Genomic DNA, 20705 nt, shown 5'->3' with positions numbered 1-20705 from the left:
CTATGAGCAAGCTGCGCGTGGCAGTCCTCGGCGCCCAGGGCCGCATCGGCTCCGAGGCCGTCAAGGCGGTCGAGGCCGCGGAGGACATGGAGCTGGTCGCGGCGCTCGGCCGGGGCGACGAGCTGGAGACGCTGGCCGAGGCCGGCGCCCAGGTAGCGGTCGAGCTGACCACCCCCGCCTCGGTGATGGAGAACCTCGAGTTCCTCGTCCGCCACGGCATCCACGGCGTGGTCGGCACCACCGGCTGGACCGAGGACCGCCTCGCCCAGCTGGACGCGTGGCTCGCCGCTTCCCCGAAGACCGGTGTGCTCATCGCACCGAACTTCTCCATCGGCGCGGTCCTCACCATGAAGTTCGCCGCCCAGGCCGCCCGCTACTTCGAGTCCGTCGAGGTCGTCGAGCTGCACCACCCCAACAAGGTCGACGCCCCCTCCGGCACCGCGACCCGGACCGCGCAGCTCATCGCGGCCGCCCGCGCCGAGGCCGGCCTCGGCGCGCAGCCCGACGCCACCGCCACCGCGCTCGACGGCGCGCGCGGCGCCGACGTCGACGGCGTCCCGGTCCACGCCATCCGCCTGCGCGGCCTGCTCGCGCACCAGGAGGTACTCCTCGGCGGCGAGGGCGAAACCCTGACCATCCGTCACGACTCCCTGCACCACAGCAGCTTCATGCCGGGCATCCTGCTCGGCGCGCGCCGCGTGACGCAGACCCCGGGCCTCACGTTCGGCCTGGAAAACTTCCTCGACCTGGGCTGACCGGACTGATTCACGATGCGCGCGAAGATCACGTACTTCATCACGGCCGCCGTCCTGGTCGTCTACTTCGTCCTGGTCGGCAGCCGGGGCCTGCTGCTGATCCAGCAGGGCACCTGGCTCACCGTCACCTTCGGGGTGGCCGTGCTGATCCTGCCGCTCATCGGCATCTGGTTCCTCTGGAAGAACACGCAGTTCGTCACCAGGGCCAACCAGCTCGCCGGTGAGCTGGAGGCCGAGGGCGGACTGCCCGTGGACGAGCTGGAGCGCGACCAGTACGGCCGGATCCTGCGGGACTCGGCCGACGAGGTCTTCGCACGCCGCAAGGCCGAGACCGAGGACGCGCCGGGGGACTGGCGCAGCTGGTTCCGGCTCGCCGTCGCCTACCACGACGCCCGGGACACCCCGCGGGCGCGCAAGGCCATGCAGCGGGCGATCGCCCTGCACGACAAGAAGCCCGTACAGGTCTGACGCCTGTACGGGCCCCTCGTGGTGCGTCCCGTCGTACCCCGGGACCCGGGTGTCAGGCGGGCACGGGCCGGTACTCCTCGGCCCAGGCCTCGATCGTGTCCGCGGCCCGGTCGAAGGCCTCGGACCGCGACAGGAAGTCGGCGTTGTGGTCGGTCAGCAGCACCGGCCGCTCCTCGGCGCCCCGGGCAGCCACCGTCAGCGCCTGCCCCTGCACGGTCCTCGGCAGCCCGAGCCAGCGCACCGGCTGCTGCACCGTGCGGATCTCGGTGACCTCGTTCCACGCGATCGTCCGGGTCACGAAGAAGCCGACCCTGCGCAGACCCGTAGGGCTGACCCACACGCCGACGCGCAGCATCTGCAGCGCCGACGCGAGGACGGCGAGGGCGGCGACCAGGCAGACGCCCGCCCCGGCCCAGCCCCCGCCGGCGAAGGCGACGATCATGGTGGCCAGGAGCATGAAGGCGGACAGCAGGAGCAGCGTCGCGGAGATGGCCACGCGCCAGGGGCCGGGCCGGTAGGGCCGCCGCCAGCGGTCTTCGTCGGCGTGGGCCAGGACCTCGTCGACGTCGTCATCCGCATCGGATACGCCGTCGGCCGTCAGGAAGGGCAGGGGCACGGCTGGACCTCACTCACATGCACGTTCGGTTGGGCTGTGCCCGTGAGGCTACCGCCCCTCGGACGCGGTCGACTGCTGCGACTTCTCCGGGGCCTTGTTCGGCTGCAGCGCCGGTATGCCGAAGAGCAGTGAGCCGGCGAGCCCCGCGACCACGGTCAGTCCGACCAGACTACGGGCGGCCAACTGGGCCTTGCCCAGCCGCACGCGCGGCGGTGGAGTGACGTTGCTACGGAAACGGTCGGCCTCGGCGACGAAGGCGAACGGAACGGGTTCGCGCCGGCGAAACATGAGAGCGAATCTCCTCGGGCTCGATGCGGGTGCGTTCTGTTCTGTAGGACGTACGGGCCGCCCAATCGGTGCCGGATTTCAGGACATTCACCAAAATTCATGGCTGTGCGTCAGCTGTGCGGATGCCCCGGCGGCAGCTGAGCATGCGCGGGGACCCGCGAGGGGCGCCGTAGAGTGGGCCCGCCCCAGGACGCACGTTTGGAAGGACCCCCGGTGAGCGAGACCGCCGCTTCAGATCTGAAACCCAGCTTCCGCAGCGACGTGACGGTGGAGCTGGTGAAGCACTCCGCCGCCGACTCCGACGTGCTGTGGGCGGCCCGCGTCTCCACGGCCGGCGAGCAGTCCCTGGAAGAGCTCCAGAAGGACCCGGAGCGCTCCAAGGGCCTCATCAACTACCTGATGCGGGACCGCCACGGCAGCCCCTTCGAGCACAACTCGATGACCTTCTTCATCAGCGCCCCGATCTTCGTCTTCCGGGAGTTCATGCGTCACCGCGTGGGCTGGTCCTACAACGAGGAGTCGGGCCGCTACAGGGAGCTCGAGCCGGTCTTCTACGTCCCGGACGCCGAGCGCAAGCTCGTCCAGGAGGGCCGCCCCGGCAAGTACGTCTTCGTCGAGGGCACCCAGGCGCAGCAGGAGCTGACCGCCCGCGTCATGGAGGACTCGTACGTACAGGCGTACGAGGCGTACCAGGAGATGCTGGCCGCGGGTGTGGCCCGGGAGGTCGCCCGTTCGGTCCTGCCGGTCGGCCTCTTCTCCTCGATGTACGCCACCTGCAACGCGCGCTCGCTGATGCACTTCCTGGGCCTGCGCACGCAGCACGAGCTCGCGACGGTCCCGTCCTTCCCGCAGCGGGAGATCGAGATGGTCGGCGAGAAGATGGAGCAGCACTGGGCCACGCTCATGCCGCTGACCTACGCGGCGTACAACAGCAACGGACGCGTTGCCCCGTAAGGGCCGATACACCCGTGGCGTACAGATGTACGGAGTCAAGTCCTAAGTGTCCGTATTGCGACGTTTCGTAAACTTCATCTAGGCTGATCAAACGGACCCGGCACTGCTTGAACCCCCGAGCAGGCAGTGCCGGCGTCCAACACCCCGTTGACGTCCCCCGAGGGGACACCGCGAGCATGGCAGCGAGTAGCGTGTTACCCATGGCTCCGATCTCGACTCCGCAGACCCCCTTCGGGCGGGTCCTCACCGCCATGATCACGCCGTTTACGGCGGATGGCGCACTCGACCTCGACGGCGCGCAGCAGCTCGCCGTCCACCTGGTGGACGCAGGCAACGACGGCCTGATCATCAACGGCACCACCGGTGAGTCGCCCACCACCACCGACGCGGAGAAAAACGACCTCGTACGAGCCGTCCTCGAAGCCGTCGGAGACCGCGCCCACGTGGTCGCCGGCATCGGCACCAACGACACCCGCCACACCCTGGAGCTGGCCCGCCAGGCCGAGCGCACCGGCGCCCACGGCCTGCTCGCGGTCACCCCGTACTACAGCAAGCCGCCGCAGGAGGGCCTCTTCCGGCACTTCACGGCGATCGCCGACGCGACCGAGCTGCCGGTCATGCTGTACGACATCCCCGGCCGCAGCGGTGTCCCGATCGAGACCGAAACCCTGGTCCGGCTGGCGGAGCACCCCCGTATCGTGGCCAACAAGGACGCCAAGGGCGACCTCGGCCGCGCCAGCTGGGCGATCGCCCGCAGTGGCCTGGCCTGGTACTCCGGCGACGACATGCTGAACCTGCCGCTCCTGTCGGTCGGCGCCGTCGGTTTCGTCTCCGTCGTCGGCCACGTGGTCACCCCCGACCTGCGCGCGATGCTGGAGGCCCACCTCGCCGGCGACGTCCAGAAGGCCGCCGAGATCCACCAGAAGCTGCTGCCCGTCTACACCGGCATGTTCCGCACGCAGGGTGTGATGACCACCAAGGGCGCACTGAACCTCCAGGGCCTGCCCGCCGGCCCGCTGCGGCTCCCGCTGATCGAACTGAGCGACGAAGAGACGGCTCAGCTCAAGATCGATCTTGCCGCGGGCGGGGTACAGCTCTGACAACAGACTTCACAACTGAACAAGCACCACCGAACAAATACAGAGCAGACAACAGCAAGTGCACGAATGACATGCGCGCCACGTGCCTTCCGGGTACGTGGCGCGCGTGGTGAAGGAGACACTTTTGAGCCATCCGCATCCGGAACTCGGTCCGCCGCCGAAGCTGCCCAAGGGCGGCCTCAGGGTCACCCCCCTGGGTGGCCTCGGTGAGATCGGCCGAAACATGACCGTCTTCGAGTACGACGGCCGCCTGCTGATCGTCGACTGCGGCGTCCTGTTCCCCGAGGAGGAGCAGCCGGGCATCGACCTGATCCTGCCGGACTTCTCGTCCATCCGGGACCGCCTCGACGACATCGAGGGCATCGTCCTCACGCACGGCCACGAGGACCACATCGGCGCCGTTCCGTACCTCCTGCGGGAGAAGCCGGACATCCCGCTGATCGGCTCCAAGCTGACGCTGGCCCTCATCGAGGCCAAGCTGCAGGAGCACCGCATCCGCCCCTACACCCTCGAGGTGAAGGAGGGGGAGCGCGAGGGCCTCGGCCCCTTCGACTGCGAGTTCATCGCGGTCAACCACTCCATCCCGGACGCGCTGGCCGTCGCGATCCGTACCGGCGCCGGCCTGGTCGTCGCCACCGGCGACTTCAAGATGGACCAGCTCCCGCTGGACAAGCGCCTCACGGACCTGCACGCCTTCGCGCGCCTGAGCGAGGAGGGCATCGACCTCCTGCTGTCCGACTCGACGAACGCCGAGGTCCCGGGCTTCGTCCCGCCGGAGCGCGAGATCTCCACGGTGCTGCGGAACGTCTTCGCCAACGCCCACCACCGGATCATCGTGGCCAGCTTCGCCAGCCACGTGCACCGCATCCAGCAGATCCTCGACGCCGCCCACGAGTACGGCCGCCGGGTCGCCTTCGTCGGCCGCTCGATGGTCCGCAACATGGGCATCGCCCGCGACCTGGGCTACCTCCGCGTCCCGGCCGGTCTCGTCGTGGACGTGAAGACGCTCGACGACCTGCCGGCCGAGGAGGTCGTGCTGGTCTGCACCGGTTCGCAGGGCGAGCCGATGGCCGCGCTGTCCCGTATGGCGAACCGCGACCACCAGATCCGGATCGTCCCCGGCGACACCGTGATCCTGGCGTCGTCCCTGATCCCGGGCAACGAGAACGCGGTCTACCGCGTGATCAACGGCCTGACCCGCTGGGGCGCCAACGTCGTGCACAAGGGCAACGCCAAGGTGCACGTCTCGGGCCACGCCTCGGCCGGCGAGCTGCTGTACTTCTACAACATCTGCAAGCCGCGGAACCTGATGCCGGTCCACGGCGAATGGCGGCACCTGCGGGCCAACGCCGAGCTCGGTGCCATGACGGGCGTCCCCAAGGACCGGATCGTCATCGCCGAGGACGGCGTGGTCGTCGACCTGATCGACGGCAAGGCCCGGATCTCCGGAAAGGTGCAGGCCGGCTACGTCTACGTGGACGGCCTCTCGGTCGGCGACGTCACCGAGTCCTCGCTCAAGGACCGCCGGATCCTCGGCGACGAGGGCATCATCTCGGTCTACGTCGTGGTGGACAGCACCACCGGCAAGGTGGTCAGCGGCCCGAACATCCAGGCCCGCGGGTCCGGTATCGACGACGGGGCCTTCGGTCCGGTCGTCGCGAAGATCGAGGAAGCCATCGCCCGCGCCGCGGCCGACGGCGTCGCCGAGCCGCACCAGATCCAGCAGCTCATCCGCCGCACGATGGGCAAGTGGGTCTCGGACAGCTACCGCCGGCGCCCGATGATCCTCCCGGTCGTCGTCGAGGTCTGATCAGGCCCTCGCCGTAGCGCCGTCACCGGAGCGGGGCAACCGGATTTGCATCCGGGGGCCCCGCTCCAGTACGTTTGCGTCTCCACCCCGCAAGACACCCCGGCACACAAGTGTGTCCGGGCCGAGTCGTGCGGGCGGGTGGGAAATCAGACCCGGGGAGACCTGATAAAGTCTGGTCCGCCCGAAAGGGAAAGGCCCTCCAACGGCCACCGAATTCAAATCCGAACCGGTAACGGCAAGGAAATGGTCTGGTAAGGTTGGAGCCGCTGGAAAGGGAAACGCGAAAGCGAAAACCTGGAAAGCGCCGAGGAAGTCGGACACGAAAGAGTCTGATAGAGTCGGAAACGCAAGACAGCAGAACGAAAGCCCGGAGGAAAGCCCGCGAGGGTGAGTACAAAGGAAGCGTCCGTTCCTTGAGAACTCAACAGCGTGCCAAAAATCAACGCCAGAAGTTGATACCCCGTCCACTTCGGTGGATGAGGTTCCTTTGAAAAAGACCTGTCGGGCCTTCGGGCACTGGCAGGCAACCAAACACAGCGAGGACGTTGTGGTCAGTCGGTCTTATTCCGACCAAGACTGGCCCGCTCTTTCGTGCGTGTGCACCCGATTACGGGTAAACATTCATGGAGAGTTTGATCCTGGCTCAGGACGAACGCTGGCGGCGTGCTTAACACATGCAAGTCGAACGATGAAGCCCTTCGGGGTGGATTAGTGGCGAACGGGTGAGTAACACGTGGGCAATCTGCCCTTCACTCTGGGACAAGCCCTGGAAACGGGGTCTAATACCGGATACGACTGCGGAAGGCATCTTCTGCGGTGGAAAGCTCCGGCGGTGAAGGATGAGCCCGCGGCCTATCAGCTTGTTGGTGGGGTAATGGCCTACCAAGGCGACGACGGGTAGCCGGCCTGAGAGGGCGACCGGCCACACTGGGACTGAGACACGGCCCAGACTCCTACGGGAGGCAGCAGTGGGGAATATTGCACAATGGGCGAAAGCCTGATGCAGCGACGCCGCGTGAGGGATGACGGCCTTCGGGTTGTAAACCTCTTTCAGCAGGGAAGAAGCGAAAGTGACGGTACCTGCAGAAGAAGCGCCGGCTAACTACGTGCCAGCAGCCGCGGTAATACGTAGGGCGCAAGCGTTGTCCGGAATTATTGGGCGTAAAGAGCTCGTAGGCGGCTTGTCACGTCGGATGTGAAAGCCCGAGGCTTAACCTCGGGTCTGCATTCGATACGGGCTAGCTAGAGTGTGGTAGGGGAGATCGGAATTCCTGGTGTAGCGGTGAAATGCGCAGATATCAGGAGGAACACCGGTGGCGAAGGCGGATCTCTGGGCCATTACTGACGCTGAGGAGCGAAAGCGTGGGGAGCGAACAGGATTAGATACCCTGGTAGTCCACGCCGTAAACGTTGGGAACTAGGTGTTGGCGACATTCCACGTCGTCGGTGCCGCAGCTAACGCATTAAGTTCCCCGCCTGGGGAGTACGGCCGCAAGGCTAAAACTCAAAGGAATTGACGGGGGCCCGCACAAGCGGCGGAGCATGTGGCTTAATTCGACGCAACGCGAAGAACCTTACCAAGGCTTGACATATACCGGAAAGCATTAGAGATAGTGCCCCCCTTGTGGTCGGTATACAGGTGGTGCATGGCTGTCGTCAGCTCGTGTCGTGAGATGTTGGGTTAAGTCCCGCAACGAGCGCAACCCTTGTCCTGTGTTGCCAGCATGCCCTTCGGGGTGATGGGGACTCACAGGAGACCGCCGGGGTCAACTCGGAGGAAGGTGGGGACGACGTCAAGTCATCATGCCCCTTATGTCTTGGGCTGCACACGTGCTACAATGGCCGGTACAATGAGCTGCGATACCGTGAGGTGGAGCGAATCTCAAAAAGCCGGTCTCAGTTCGGATTGGGGTCTGCAACTCGACCCCATGAAGTCGGAGTCGCTAGTAATCGCAGATCAGCATTGCTGCGGTGAATACGTTCCCGGGCCTTGTACACACCGCCCGTCACGTCACGAAAGTCGGTAACACCCGAAGCCGGTGGCCCAACCCTTGTGGAGGGAGCTGTCGAAGGTGGGACTGGCGATTGGGACGAAGTCGTAACAAGGTAGCCGTACCGGAAGGTGCGGCTGGATCACCTCCTTTCTAAGGAGCACAGTACCGATTGCAGACAAACGTTCTGCACGGTCAGCTCATGGGTGGAACGTTGATTAGTTGGCACGGTTTCTGAAACCTCCTGTAAGTACTGCTTCGGCGTGGAACACAGTGAGAGTCGACGGGATCGTGCTTGGCACGTTGTTGGGTCCTGAAGGTACGGCCGTATGGTCATGTCTTCAGTGCCGGCCCCAGTGAACTCACTAGCTTGTCTGGTGGGGTGATGGGTGGCTGGTCGTTGTTTGAGAACTACACAGTGGACGCGAGCATCTGTGGCCAAGTTTTTAAGGGCGCACGGTGGATGCCTTGGCACCAGGAACCGATGAAGGACGTGAGAGGCCGCGATAGGCCCCGGGGAGCTGCCAACTGAGCTTTGATCCGGGGGTGTCCGAATGGGGAAACCCGGCAGTCGTCATGGGCTGTCACCCACTGCTGAACACATAGGCAGTGTGGAGGGAACGAGGGGAAGTGAAACATCTCAGTACCCTCAGGAAGAGAAAACAACCGTGATTCCGGGAGTAGTGGCGAGCGAAACCGGATGAGGCCAAACCGTATGCGTGTGATACCCGGCAGGGGTTGCGCATGCGGGGTTGTGGGAATGAGCTTGATCGGTCTGCCGGCCGGTCGGCGAGTCAGAAACCGTTGATGTAGTCGAAGGACATGCGAAAGGTCCGGCGTAGAGGGTAAGACCCCCGTAGACGAAACATCAGCGGCTTGCTTGCTCATCTCCCAAGTAGCACGGGGCCCGAGAAATCCCGTGTGAATCTGGCGGGACCACCCGCTAAGCCTAAATATTCCCTGGTGACCGATAGCGGATAGTACCGTGAGGGAATGGTGAAAAGTACCGCGGGAGCGGAGTGAAATAGTACCTGAAACCGTGTGCCTACAAGCCGTGGGAGCGTCGCTCATTGGGTTTACCCAATGGGTCGTGACTGCGTGCCTTTTGAAGAATGAGCCTGCGAGTTAGCGGTGTGTAGCGAGGTTAACCCGTGTGGGGAAGCCGTAGCGAAAGCGAGTCCGAATAGGGCGATTGAGTTGCACGCTCTAGACCCGAAGCGGAGTGATCTAGCCATGGGCAGGTTGAAGCGGAGGTAAGACTTCGTGGAGGACCGAACCCACCAGGGTTGAAAACCTGGGGGATGACCTGTGGTTAGGGGTGAAAGGCCAATCAAACTCCGTGATAGCTGGTTCTCCCCGAAATGCATTTAGGTGCAGCGTCGTGTGTTTCTTGCCGGAGGTAGAGCACTGGATAGGCGATGGGCCCTACCGGGTTACTGACCTTAGCCAAACTCCGAATGCCGGTAAGTGAGAGCACGGCAGTGAGACTGTGGGGGATAAGCTCCATGGTCGAGAGGGAAACAGCCCAGAGCATCGACTAAGGCCCCTAAGCGTACGCTAAGTGGGAAAGGATGTGGAGTCGCAGAGACAACCAGGAGGTTGGCTTAGAAGCAGCCACCCTTGAAAGAGTGCGTAATAGCTCACTGGTCAAGTGATTCCGCGCCGACAATGTAGCGGGGCTCAAGCGTACCGCCGAAGTCGTGTCATTGCAGCAATAGGGCCAACGCCCGCTGTGATGGGTAGGGGAGCGTCGTGTGCCGGGTGAAGCAGCAGCGGAAGCTAGTTGTGGACGGTTCACGAGTGAGAATGCAGGCATGAGTAGCGATACACACGTGAGAAACGTGTGCGCCGATTGACTAAGGGTTCCTGGGTCAAGCTGATCTGCCCAGGGTAAGTCGGGACCTAAGGCGAGGCCGACAGGCGTAGTCGATGGACAACCGGTTGATATTCCGGTACCCGCTTTGAAACGCCCAATATCGAATCAGGCGATGCTAAGTCCGTGAAGCCGTTCCGGACCCTTCGGGGAAAGGAAAGTGGTGGAGCCGACGAACCAGACTTGTAGTAGGTAAGCGATGGGGTGACGCAGGAAGGTAGTCCAGCCCGGGCGGTGGTTGTCCCGGGGTAAGGGTGTAGGCCGAGGGGTAGGCAAATCCGTCCCTCGTTAAGGCTGAGACCTGATGCCGAGCCGATTGTGGTGAAGTGGATGATCCTATGCTGTCGAGAAAAGCCTCTAGCGAGTTTCATGGCGGCCCGTACCCTAAACCGACTCAGGTGGTCAGGTAGAGAATACCGAGGCGTTCGGGTGAACTATGGTTAAGGAACTCGGCAAAATGCCCCCGTAACTTCGGGAGAAGGGGGGCCATCACTGGTGATCGGATTTACTCCGTGAGCTGGGGGTGGCCGCAGAGACCAGCGAGAAGCGACTGTTTACTAAAAACACAGGTCCGTGCGAAGCCGTAAGGCGATGTATACGGACTGACGCCTGCCCGGTGCTGGAACGTTAAGGGGACCGGTTAGTGCACTTTCGGGTGTGCGAAGCTGAGAACTTAAGCGCCAGTAAACGGCGGTGGTAACTATAACCATCCTAAGGTAGCGAAATTCCTTGTCGGGTAAGTTCCGACCTGCACGAATGGCGTAACGACTTCTCGACTGTCTCAACCATAGGCCCGGTGAAATTGCACTACGAGTAAAGATGCTCGTTTCGCGCAGCAGGACGGAAAGACCCCGGGACCTTTACTACAGTTTGATATTGGTGTTCGGTTCGGCTTGTGTAGGATAGGTGGGAGACTTTGAAGCATCAACGCCAGTTGGTGTGGAGTCGCCGTTGAAATACCACTCTGGTCGTGCTGGATGTCTAACCTCGGTCCGTGATCCGGATCAGGGACAGTGTCTGATGGGTAGTTTAACTGGGGCGGTTGCCTCCCAAAGGGTAACGGAGGCGCCCAAAGGTTCCCTCAGCCTGGTTGGCAATCAGGTGTTGAGTGTAAGTGCACAAGGGAGCTTGACTGTGAGACCGACGGGTCGAGCAGGGACGAAAGTCGGGACTAGTGATCCGGCGGTGGCTTGTGGAAGCGCCGTCGCTCAACGGATAAAAGGTACCCCGGGGATAACAGGCTGATCTTCCCCAAGAGTCCATATCGACGGGATGGTTTGGCACCTCGATGTCGGCTCGTCGCATCCTGGGGCTGGAGTCGGTCCCAAGGGTTGGGCTGTTCGCCCATTAAAGCGGTACGCGAGCTGGGTTTAGAACGTCGTGAGACAGTTCGGTCCCTATCCGCTGTGCGCGTAGGAATATTGAGAAGGGCTGTCCCTAGTACGAGAGGACCGGGACGGACGAACCTCTGGTGTGCCAGTTGTCCTGCCAAGGGCATGGCTGGTTGGCTACGTTCGGGAGGGATAACCGCTGAAAGCATCTAAGCGGGAAGCCTGCTTCAAGATGAGTATTCCCACCTCCTTGAGAGGGTAAGGCTCCCAGTAGACGACTGGGTTGATAGGCCAGATGTGGAAGCCCGGTAACGGGTGAAGCTGACTGGTACTAATAGGCCGAGGGCTTGTCCTCAGTTGCTCGCGTCCACTGTGTTAGTTCTGAAATAACGAACAGCTGTGATTATGCCAGCGTTCAAATTTCATAGTGTTTCGGTGGTCATAGCGTTAGGGAAACGCCCGGTTACATTCCGAACCCGGAAGCTAAGCCTTTCAGCGCCGATGGTACTGCAGGGGGGACCCTGTGGGAGAGTAGGACGCCGCCGAACAACCCGCCCTTTTAGCTCAGTCGGTAGAGCGTCTCCATGGTAAGGAGAAGGTCAACGGTTCGATTCCGTTAAAGGGCTCCAAATAGAAAGGCCCCCGCCATCAGGCGGGGGCCTTTTTGCGTTGGCGGGGTCAGTAGTAGCCCTTCGCACCGTCCAGCAGTTCACGGATCGCGTCCAGGTGGCCGGCGTGGCGGGCGGTCTCCTCGATCATGTGGAGCAGGACCCAGCGCACCGAAGCGGCGCCGGCCTTGAACTCCGTGTTCCGGCCCGTGTCGTCCAGGGAGAGCGAGGCCAGGATCTCGTTCGACACCGCGCACTGGCGGTCGTACTCCTCCAGGAGCCGCCCGAGGGGTATCCCCTCGGCCTGCATGTCCGCGTCCTTCACGTCCCCGAACTGGGGGTTGGTGTCGGAGGGCCGGTCCAGCAGCATCACCTCGAACCAGCAGTGCTCGACCCAGCGCATGTGGGAGACGAGACCCGCGGCCGTCATCAGCGGGGAGGACGGCAGAACCGGCCGGTGGGCGTCCTCGTCGGAGAGGCCCTCGCACTTCCAATGGATGATCGAGCGGTGCATGTCGAGCCAGCCCAGGAGCTGAGTGCGTTCGTCGGCGGTGTAGTCAGGGCGAGTGCGGGGAGTCGGCATGGGCGCCGAGGCTAGCCCAGACCGTCGCCGCGCGCACCGCGATTAATCGCCCGCCCGCGGGTGGGGTACCCGGAACGCCAGGATCGCCATGTCGTCCGAGGCGGGCTCCGCCGCGAACCGCTCCACCGCACGCAGGACACGTGAGGCGACCGCGCCGGCGGTCAGGCCCGTGCAGGTCGTGAGGACCTCCGTGAGGCCGTCGTCGCCCAGCATCCGGCTGCCCTCGCGCCGCTCGGTCACGCCGTCCGTGACGCACAGCAGGACGTCGCCCGGGTCGAGGGTGAGGGTCTGCTCGTACAGTTCCAGGTCCTCGATCACACCCAGCAGCGGCTGAGGTTCCGCGGCCGCGTCGACCTGGCCGTTCGGGCGCAGGCGCAGCGGGAGCGGGTGGCCCGCGCAGACGACCTTCATCAGGGCGCCGCCGTCCGGCTGCGGGTGGAGCTCGCCGTAGAGGAGCGTGAGGAAGCGGCTGCGCGCCCCCTCGTCGAGGATGGCCGCGTTGAGGCGTTCGAGGACGGCCGGGCCGCCGAGGCCCTCACGGGCCAGCAGGCGCAGCGCGTGCCGGGCCAGGCCCGTCACGGCGGCCGCCTCCGGGCCGGTGCCGCAGACGTCGCCGATGGCGAAGCCGTACGCGCCGTCGCGGATCGGGAAGACGTCGTAGAAGTCGCCGCCCACCTCGTTGCCCTCGCCGGCCGCGCGGTAGATGACCTCGACCTCCATGCCGGGGATGGCGGGGGAGCCGGGCGGCAGCAGGCTGCGCTGCAAGGAGCGGCTGATCGCGGTGCGCTCGGAGTACAGGCGGGCGTTGTCCAGCGCGAGGGCGGCCCGGCGGGAGAGGTCCTCGGCGAGTTCGAGGATCTCCTGGCGGAAGTGTTCCTCCCGGGGCTTGCCCAGGGTGAGCATCCCGATGACGCGGTTGCGGGCGAGGAGGGGCAGGACCACCGTCTCGCCGCCGACCGCCACGGTGGCTTCGGGCCACGGGCGGGCGCCGGCCTCGCGGACCGGTTCGGGCGGGCTGACCCGCGACAGCAGGGCCTTCAGGCCGTCGATGCGGTCCTCGTCCTCGTGGAGGACGTAACTGAGGTACGGGTCCGAGGACTGGTCGGCGATGGTGTAGACGGCGCACCAGGTGGCGAGGGTCGGGACGGTCATCTGGGCCATGAGGGCCAGGGTCTGGTCCCGGTCCAGGGTGCCCGCCAGCAGGTCGGAGGCCTCGACGAGGAAGGACAGAGAGCCGCGGCGCAGCCGCTCCAGTTCGCCGAGGCGGGCGGACTCCACCGCCAGGGCGATGCGGTCGGCGGCGAACTGGAGGTGGAGCGCCTCCTCGTTCGAGTAGCGGCCGGGGCTCTCGGCGGCGACGCCCAGGGAGCCGGTGAGCCGGCCCTCGACCTTGAGGGGGACGGTGACGGCGGAGCGCATGCCGGTGGCGTCCAGGAGCGGAACGGCCCCGGGGACGGCGACGAGGTCGTCGTGGACGGCGGGCATGCGGGCGGAGCCGTAGCGGTTGGTGCCGGCCTCGACGGGGACGCGGGCGAAGCGCTGGCGGGTGGAGGGCAGGCCGGTGGTGGCGCGGACCTCCAGCTCGGTCTCGTCGTCGGTGGCGAGCAGCAGGAAGGCGGCGTCGGCGTCCAGGAGGTCGCGGGCCCGCTCGACGGTGCGCTGGAGCAGGCCGTCGAGGTCGTCGGGGGCGGGCGAGCCGATGAAGACCTCGAACGGGTCGGCGGCGCGGGGCTCGGCGAAGTGGCCGCCGTCGGTGGAGGGCACCCGTACGGGGCTCTGGAGGAGGGCGCGCTCGTCGTCGTGGACGAGGAGGCAGACGGTGGACGGTTCGCCGTGGGCGTCGCGGACCCGCAGGTGCGAGGCGTAGACGGGGATGACTCGGCCGTCGGCTCCGCGGACGCCGTAGCTGCCCTCCCAGCGGGACAGGCGCAGGGCCTCGGCGATGCCGGTTCCGGTGCCCGGGGTCTGCGGCCAGGCGGCGAGCTCGGCGAGCGGGCGGCCCACCGCCTTCTCGGCGGGGTGGCCGAAGATGTGCTCGGCGTCCTCGTTCCAGGCGGAGACGGCGTCGGCCGAGTCGACCTGGAGGACGGCGACGCGGACCCGGCTGTCGGCGAGGGGGAGCATCCGGTCGGGGACGACGGGGCCCGCGGAGCGGGTACCGACCGGCCGGTCTGGCAGATCGAGGCGGAACCAGACGTGTTTGTGTGTGGCGGTGTACTCGACGCCCCAGCGGGTGGCCAGGGCCGCGCAGAGCATCAGGCCGCGGCCGTTCTCGCGGTCGGGGTCGGCGTACGGGCGCTCGCCGGGGTGCCGCAGCGGCAGTTCGCGCTCCGGATAGCGGTCGGCCACCTCGACCCGGACGCCGTCCTCGGTGCGCAGGCACAGGACCTCCGCCCTGGTTCCGGCGTGGACCACGGCATTGGTGACGAGCTCGCTGGTGAGGACCACCGCGTCGTCGACGATGTCCGCGAAGCCCCAGCCCTGCAGGGTGTCGCGGACGAACGCGCGAGCGGCGGCGACCGAGCGCCCGAGGGGATCGAAGCTGGCAGCCGCCCGTGCCGTGATCACGAATCTCCTTCGACGCGGTTGGACATCGGTTGCCAGGTTACTTACCTTCGCGGACGGCATGGTGCCGTCGTCCGGGAATCCACTCGCAGGGTACGGCGGGTGTGCGATGGTGCCGAAGTGTTATGGCCGGGTTCGGCCAGGGTGAAACACTGGGCAGGCTTGCAGAGCCGGCTTGTGATGAGTCAGGTGTCCGGTGGAACAGTGGTCGACCCTTTCGGGAGGGACACGGTGGAGTCTGGCGCAGTGGTGCGGCGTACGGGGACGCGGCCGAAGGGCGGGCGGTCCCGGCGCGGCGGCACGACAGAGGTGGATACCGCCGCTCTGAACCGGCTGCTCACGGCCCTGGTGTCGATGCGGGACGGTAACTTCCGCAAGCGGTTGACGGTGTCCGGCGAAGGCGTGATGGCGGAGATCGCCGCCGTCTACAACGAGGTCGCCGACCGCAATCTCCACCTGACCGGGGAGCTGTCCCGGGTGAGGCGGATGGTGGGCCGTGAGGGGAAGCTGAGCGAACGGCTGGAAACGGGTGCCTGCGAGGGCTCCTGGGCGGCCGCGATCGACGCCTCGAACCAGCTGGTCGACGATCTGGCCCGGCCGGTGTCCGAGGTGGGACGGGTGCTGTCGGCGGTGGCCGAGGGCGACCTGGACCAGCGCATGGACCTGCGGACGCAGGCGGCCGACGGGGCCGGGCATCCGCTGCGCGGCGAGTTCCTGAAGGTCGGCCGTACCGTGAACAACCTGGTCGACCAGCTGTCCGCGTTCACCGACGAGGTGACGCGCGTGGCGCTGGAGGTGGGTACCGAGGGCAAGCTCGGCGGCCAGGCCCAGGTGCGCGGAATGTCCGGATCCTGGAAGGACTTGACCGACTCCGTCAACACCATGGCGTACCGGCTCACCGCGCAGGTGCGTGACATCGCTCTCGTGACGACGGCGGTCGCGAAGGGCGACCTGTCGCGCAAGGTCACCGTGCACGTGGCCGGCGAGATGCTCCAGCTGAAGAACACCGTGAACACGATGGTGGACCAGCTGTCGTCCTTCTCCTCCGAGGTGACGAGGGTCGCACGCGAGGTGGGTACGGAGGGCGAGCTGGGCGGCCAGGCCAAGGTGCCCGGCGTCGCCGGCGTGTGGAAGGACCTGACCGACTCCGTCAACACGATGGCCGGGAACCTGACGGCCCAGGTGCGCGGGATCGCGCAGGTGACGACGGCGGTCGCCAACGGCGACCTGTCGCAGAAGGTGCGGGTCAGCGCGCGCGGCGAGGTCGCGCAGCTGGCCGAAACGATCAACCAGATGACGGAGACGCTGCGGACCTTCGCGGACGAGGTCACGCGCGTGGCCAGCGAGGTCGGCGCCAAGGGCCTGCTCGGCGGTCAGGCGCAGGTGCCCGGGGCGGCGGGGACGTGGAAGGACCTCACCGACTCGGTGAACACGGTCTTCCGCAACCTCACCACCCAGGTGCGGGACATCGCGCAGGTGACCACGGCGGTGGCCAACGGCGACCTGTCGCAGAAGGTCACGGTGGACGTCGCCGGCGAGATGCTGGAACTGAAGAACACCGTCAACACGATGGTCGACCAACTCCAGTCCTTCGGTGCGGAAGTGACGCGAGTGGCCCGCGAGGTCGGCGTCGAGGGAGAGCTGGGCGGTCAGGCGCAGGTGCCGGGGGCCGCCGGTACCTGGAAGGACCTCACCGACTCGGTGAACACCGCCTTCCGCAACCTCACCGGGCAGGTCCGCAACATCGCCCAGGTGACCACGGCGGTGGCCAACGGCGACCTGTCGCAGAAGGTCACGGTGGACGTCTCCGGCGAGATGCTCCAGCTGAAGAACACCGTGAACACGATGGTCGACCAGCTGTCGTCCTTCGCGGACCAGGTCACGCGGATGGCGCGGGACGTGGGTACGGAGGGCCGCCTCGGCGGCCAGGCCAGGGTCGAGGGGGTCTCGGGCACCTGGAAGGAGCTCACCGACTCCGTCAACTTCATGGCCGGGAACCTGACCTCGCAGGTGCGCCAGATCGCGCAGGTGACCACGGCGGTGGCGCGCGGCGACCTGTCGCAGAAGATCGACGTGGACGCCCGGGGCGAGATCCTGGAGCTGAAGAACACCATCAACACGATGGTCGACCAGCTCTCCGCCTTCGCGGAGCAGGTGACCCGGGTGGCCCGGGACGTCGGTACGGAGGGCCGCCTCGGCGGCCAGGCGCAGGTGCCCGGCGTGGCCGGTGTCTGGCGCGACCTGACGGACTCGGTGAACGGCATGGCCGGGAACCTGACCTCGCAGGTGCGCAACATCGCCCAGGTCGCCACGGCGGTGGCGCGCGGCGACCTGTCGCAGAAGATCGACGTGGACGCCCGGGGCGAGATCCTGGAGCTGAAGAACACCCTCAACACGATGGTCGACCAGCTCTCGAACTTCGCCGAGCAGGTGACCCGGGTGGCCCGGGAGGTGGGTACCGAGGGCATCCTCGGCGGTCAGGCCGAGGTCAAGGGTGTCTCCGGCACCTGGAAGGACCTCACCCAGTCCGTCAACTTCATGGCGAACAACCTGACCTCGCAGGTGCGCAACATCGCCGAGGTCACGACGGCGGTCGCCATGGGCGACCTCTCCAAGAAGATCACCGTCGACGCCAAGGGCGAGATCCTCGAACTCGTCACGACCGTCAACACGATGGTGGACCAGCTGTCCTCCTTCGCGGAGCAGGTGACGCGGGTGGCCCGCGAGGTGGGTACCGAGGGCATCCTCGGCGGCCAGGCCCGGGTCCGCGGGGTCACCGGCATCTGGAAGGACCTCAGCGACAACGTCAACACGATGGCCGGGAACCTGACGGCCCAGGTGCGCGGGATCGCGCAGGTCTCGGCGGCCGTCGCCAACGGCGACCTGACGAAGAAGGTCACGGTCGAGGCGCGCGGCGAGGTCGCGCAGCTCGCCGACACCGTCAACACGATGGTGAAGACCCTGTCGTCCTTCGCCGACGAGGTGACGCGGGTGGCCCGCGAGGTGGGCACGGAGGGCCGTCTCGGCGGGCAGGCGCACGTGCCGGGGGTCTCGGGGACGTGGAAGGACCTCACCGACTCGGTGAACTTCATGGCCTCCAACCTCACCGGCCAGGTGCGGCAGATCGCCATGGTCACGACCGCCATCGCCAAGGGCGACATGACCAAGAAGATCGACATCGATGCCCGGGGCGAGATCCTGGAGCTCAAGACGACCATCAACACGATGGTCGACCAGCTGTCCTCCTTCGCCGACCAGGTGACGCGGGTGGCCCGCGAGGTGGGCACCGAGGGCATCCTGGGCGGCCAGGCCCGGGTCCGGGACGTCGACGGCACCTGGCGGGACCTGACCGAGTCCGTGAACGAGATGGCCGGCAACCTCACCCGGCAGGTGCGCGCGATCGCGGCCGTGGCGACCGCGGTGACCCGCGGCGACCTCAGCCTGAAGGTCGACGTGGACGCGGCGGGCGAGATCCAGGTCCTCCAGGACAACATCAACACGATGATCGTCAACCTGCGCGACACCACCTTGGCCAACAAGGAGCAGGACTGGCTCAAGGGCAACCTGGCCCGGATCTCCGCCCTGATGCAGGGCCGCCGCGACCTCGACGACGTCGCCTCGCTGATCATGAGCGAGCTGACGCCGGTGGTCTCCGCGCAGCACGGCGCCTTCTTCCTGGCGGTGCCGGCCGGCGGCACCACCGAGATCGGGACGGAAGGGGGCGCGGACGGCTCGTACGAGCTGCGGATGCGCGGGAGCTACGCGTACGCGGGCGGGCAGATGCCCATCTCCTTCCGGCCGGGGGAGGGGCTGATCGGGGCGGTCGCCGAGGAGAAGCGGACGATCCTCGTCGAGAACACCCCGCCCGGCTACCTGAAGATCTCCTCGGGCCTGGGCGAGGCCCCGCCGGCGCACGTGATCGTGCTGCCGGTGCTCTTCGAGGGCAAGGTGCTCGGCGTCATCGAGCTGGCCTCCTTCACGCCCTTCACGCAGATCCAGAAGGACTTCCTCAGCCAGATCGCCGAGATGATCGGTACGAGCGTCAACACCATCAGCGTCAACTCCAAGACGGAGATGCTGCTGAAGCAGTCGCAGGAGATGACCGAGCAGCTGCGGGAGCGTTCCGACGAGCTGGAGAACCGGCAGAAGGCCCTCCAGGCCGCCAATGCGGAGCTGGAGGAGAAGGCCGAACTGCTGGCCCAGCAGAACCGGGACATCGAGGTGAAGAACACCGAGATCGAGGAGGCCCGGCAGGTCCTGGAGGAGCGCGCCGAGCAGCTCGCGGTCTCGATGCGCTACAAGTCCGAGTTCCTGGCGAACATGTCGCACGAGCTGCGCACCCCGCTCAACTCGCTGCTGATCCTGGCCAAGCTGCTCGCCGACAACGCGGACGAGAACCTGTCGCCGAAGCAGGTGGAGTTCGCCGAGACCATCCACGGGGCGGGTTCGGACCTGCTCCAGCTGATCAACGACATCCTCGACCTGTCGAAGGTCGAGGCCGGGAAGATGGACGTCTCGCCGACCCGGATCGCGCTGGTGCAGCTCGTGGACTACGTGGAGGCGACCTTCCGGCCGCTGACGGCGGAGAAGGGCCTGGACTTCTCGGTGCGGGTCTCCCCGGAGCTGCCGGCCACTCTGCACACCGACGAGCAGCGGCTGCTGCAGGTGCTGCGCAACCTGCTGTCGAACGCGGTGAAGTTCACCGACACCGGCGCGGTGGAGCTGGTGATCCGGCCCGCCGGCGCCGATGTGCCCACCGCGATCCGCGAGCAGCTGCTGGAGGCCGGTTCGCTGCGGGAGGCGGACGCGGACCTGATCGCCTTCTCGGTCACCGACACCGGCATCGGGATCGCGGCGAGCAAGATGCTGGTGATCTTCGAGGCCTTCAAGCAGGCGGACGGGACCACGAGCCGCAAGTACGGCGGCACCGGGCTGGGCCTGTCCATCAGCCGGGAGATCGCCCGGCTGCTGGGCGGGGAGATCCACGCGGCGAGCGAGCCGGGCCGCGGCTCCACCTTCACGCTGTACCTGCCGCTGCACCCGAGCGAGCTGCCGCCGCAGGGGTACGCGCCGCCCACGCCGGGAGGCGCCCGCGGCGAGCTGTACCGCCGGTCCCTCGACGGGGCGCGGCCCGGGCTGCCGGTGCTGCCGGCCGGGCCGACGGCCGCACCGGCGGCGGCGCAGCCCCAGCAGCCCGTGCGGTCCGCGCCGTCGGCCGCCGGAGCGGGACAGGGCGGCGGGGCCGCGCTGTTCCGCCGGCGCCGCAAGGCGCTGAGCGACCTGGAGCCGCGTACGGCGGTGCCGGGGCAGCCGAGCGCGGCGGGGGCGGAGGACGCCTGGGACACCGCGGAGGAGGAGCTTCCGACGGTGGCGCGGACGTACGACTTCCGCGGCGAGCGGGTGCTCATCGTGGATGACGACGTCCGCAACGTCTTCGCGCTCACCAGCGTGCTGGAACAGCACGGGCTGGCGGTGCTGTACGCGGAGAACGGGCGCGAGGGCATCGAGGTCCTGGAGCAGCACGACGACGTGAAGGTCGTGCTGATGGACATCATGATGCCCGAGATGGACGGGTACGCCACGACCTCGGCGATCCGGCGGATGCCGCAGTTCGCCGGCCTGCCGATCATCGCGCTGACGGCCAAGGCGATGAAGGGGGACCGGGAGAAGGCGATCGACTCCGGCGCTTCCGACTATGTGACCAAGCCGGTCGACCCGGACTACCTGTTGTCGGTCATGGAGCAGTGGATGCGGGGCAAGTGA

The 20705-nt window shown here is 66.5% G+C and carries 10 protein-coding genes, 1 tRNA gene and 3 rRNA genes; 10 read left to right on the top strand and 4 right to left on the bottom strand.

The features are described from left to right. Nucleotides 1-2 precede the first annotated feature (2 nt). Nucleotides 3-755, top strand: coding sequence for a 4-hydroxy-tetrahydrodipicolinate reductase (gene dapB / locus OHA91_RS11240; protein WP_031148886.1), 753 nt, complete (start codon nucleotides 3-5; stop codon nucleotides 753-755). A 15-nt stretch (nucleotides 756-770) separates the two neighbouring features. Then, on the top strand, nucleotides 771-1223 hold the full coding sequence (locus tag OHA91_RS11235) for a tetratricopeptide repeat protein (protein WP_266497035.1): 453 nt from the start codon (nucleotides 771-773) through the stop codon (nucleotides 1221-1223). Between the two features lie 52 nt (nucleotides 1224-1275). Here the strand turns inward: OHA91_RS11235 and OHA91_RS11230 are convergent, their stop codons facing one another. Both OHA91_RS11230 and OHA91_RS11225 read right to left on the bottom strand, forming a co-directional pair. Beyond that, nucleotides 1276-1839 (bottom strand): hypothetical protein, encoded by a 564-nt coding sequence (locus OHA91_RS11230; protein ID WP_328739196.1) that lies wholly within the window; start codon nucleotides 1837-1839, stop codon nucleotides 1276-1278. Nucleotides 1840-1887: 48 nt separating this feature from the next. Further along, a complete protein-coding gene (locus OHA91_RS11225) occupies nucleotides 1888-2127 on the bottom strand; it encodes a hypothetical protein (protein WP_031148892.1) in 240 nt (79 codons plus the stop codon). A gap of 213 nt (nucleotides 2128-2340) precedes the next feature. Here OHA91_RS11225 and thyX point away from each other — a divergent pair, with 213 nt between their 5' ends. From thyX to OHA91_RS11190, 7 genes are all read left to right on the top strand, one after another. Then, entirely contained in the window at nucleotides 2341-3081 is a 741-nt protein-coding gene (gene thyX / locus OHA91_RS11220; RefSeq protein ID WP_031148894.1) for an FAD-dependent thymidylate synthase, read from the top strand. Between the two features lie 200 nt (nucleotides 3082-3281). Further along, nucleotides 3282-4181 (top strand): 4-hydroxy-tetrahydrodipicolinate synthase, encoded by a 900-nt coding sequence (gene dapA / locus OHA91_RS11215; protein WP_031148896.1) that lies wholly within the window; start codon nucleotides 3282-3284, stop codon nucleotides 4179-4181. Nucleotides 4182-4305: 124 nt separating this feature from the next. Then, nucleotides 4306-5991, top strand: a complete 1686-nt coding sequence (locus tag OHA91_RS11210; protein ID WP_031148898.1) for a ribonuclease J — start codon at nucleotides 4306-4308, stop codon at nucleotides 5989-5991. Between the two features lie 620 nt (nucleotides 5992-6611). Continuing rightward, nucleotides 6612-8135: ribosomal RNA gene (locus OHA91_RS11205) — 16S ribosomal RNA — on the top strand. A 283-nt stretch (nucleotides 8136-8418) separates the two neighbouring features. Then, a 23S ribosomal RNA gene (locus tag OHA91_RS11200) occupies nucleotides 8419-11541 on the top strand. A gap of 76 nt (nucleotides 11542-11617) precedes the next feature. Beyond that, nucleotides 11618-11734, top strand: a 5S ribosomal RNA gene (rrf, locus tag OHA91_RS11195). The 16S, 23S and 5S rRNA genes sit together here with 1 tRNA gene alongside, the layout of an rRNA operon. Nucleotides 11735-11739: 5 nt before the next feature. Then, a tRNA-Thr gene (locus OHA91_RS11190) sits at nucleotides 11740-11815 on the top strand. A 49-nt stretch (nucleotides 11816-11864) separates the two neighbouring features. Here OHA91_RS11190 and OHA91_RS11185 read toward each other — a convergent pair. Next, entirely contained in the window at nucleotides 11865-12377 is a 513-nt protein-coding gene (locus OHA91_RS11185) for a DinB family protein (protein ID WP_328739195.1), read from the bottom strand. 42 nt (nucleotides 12378-12419) lie between these two features. Then, nucleotides 12420-15005, bottom strand: coding sequence for a SpoIIE family protein phosphatase (locus OHA91_RS11180; RefSeq protein ID WP_266492016.1), 2586 nt, complete (start codon nucleotides 15003-15005; stop codon nucleotides 12420-12422). Nucleotides 15006-15173: 168 nt separating this feature from the next. Between OHA91_RS11180 and OHA91_RS11175 the strand changes: the two genes are divergently transcribed. Continuing rightward, on the top strand, nucleotides 15174-20705 hold the full coding sequence (locus OHA91_RS11175) for a HAMP domain-containing protein (RefSeq protein ID WP_266492019.1): 5532 nt from the start codon (nucleotides 15174-15176) through the stop codon (nucleotides 20703-20705).

It is taken from the genome of Streptomyces erythrochromogenes (genome assembly GCF_036170895.1).
In the GTDB taxonomy this organism is placed as follows: Bacteria; Actinomycetota; Actinomycetes; order Streptomycetales; family Streptomycetaceae; genus Streptomyces; species Streptomyces erythrochromogenes.
The sequence above is the reverse complement of the archived record's forward strand: the minus strand, read 5'-3'. Positions and strand labels throughout refer to the sequence as shown.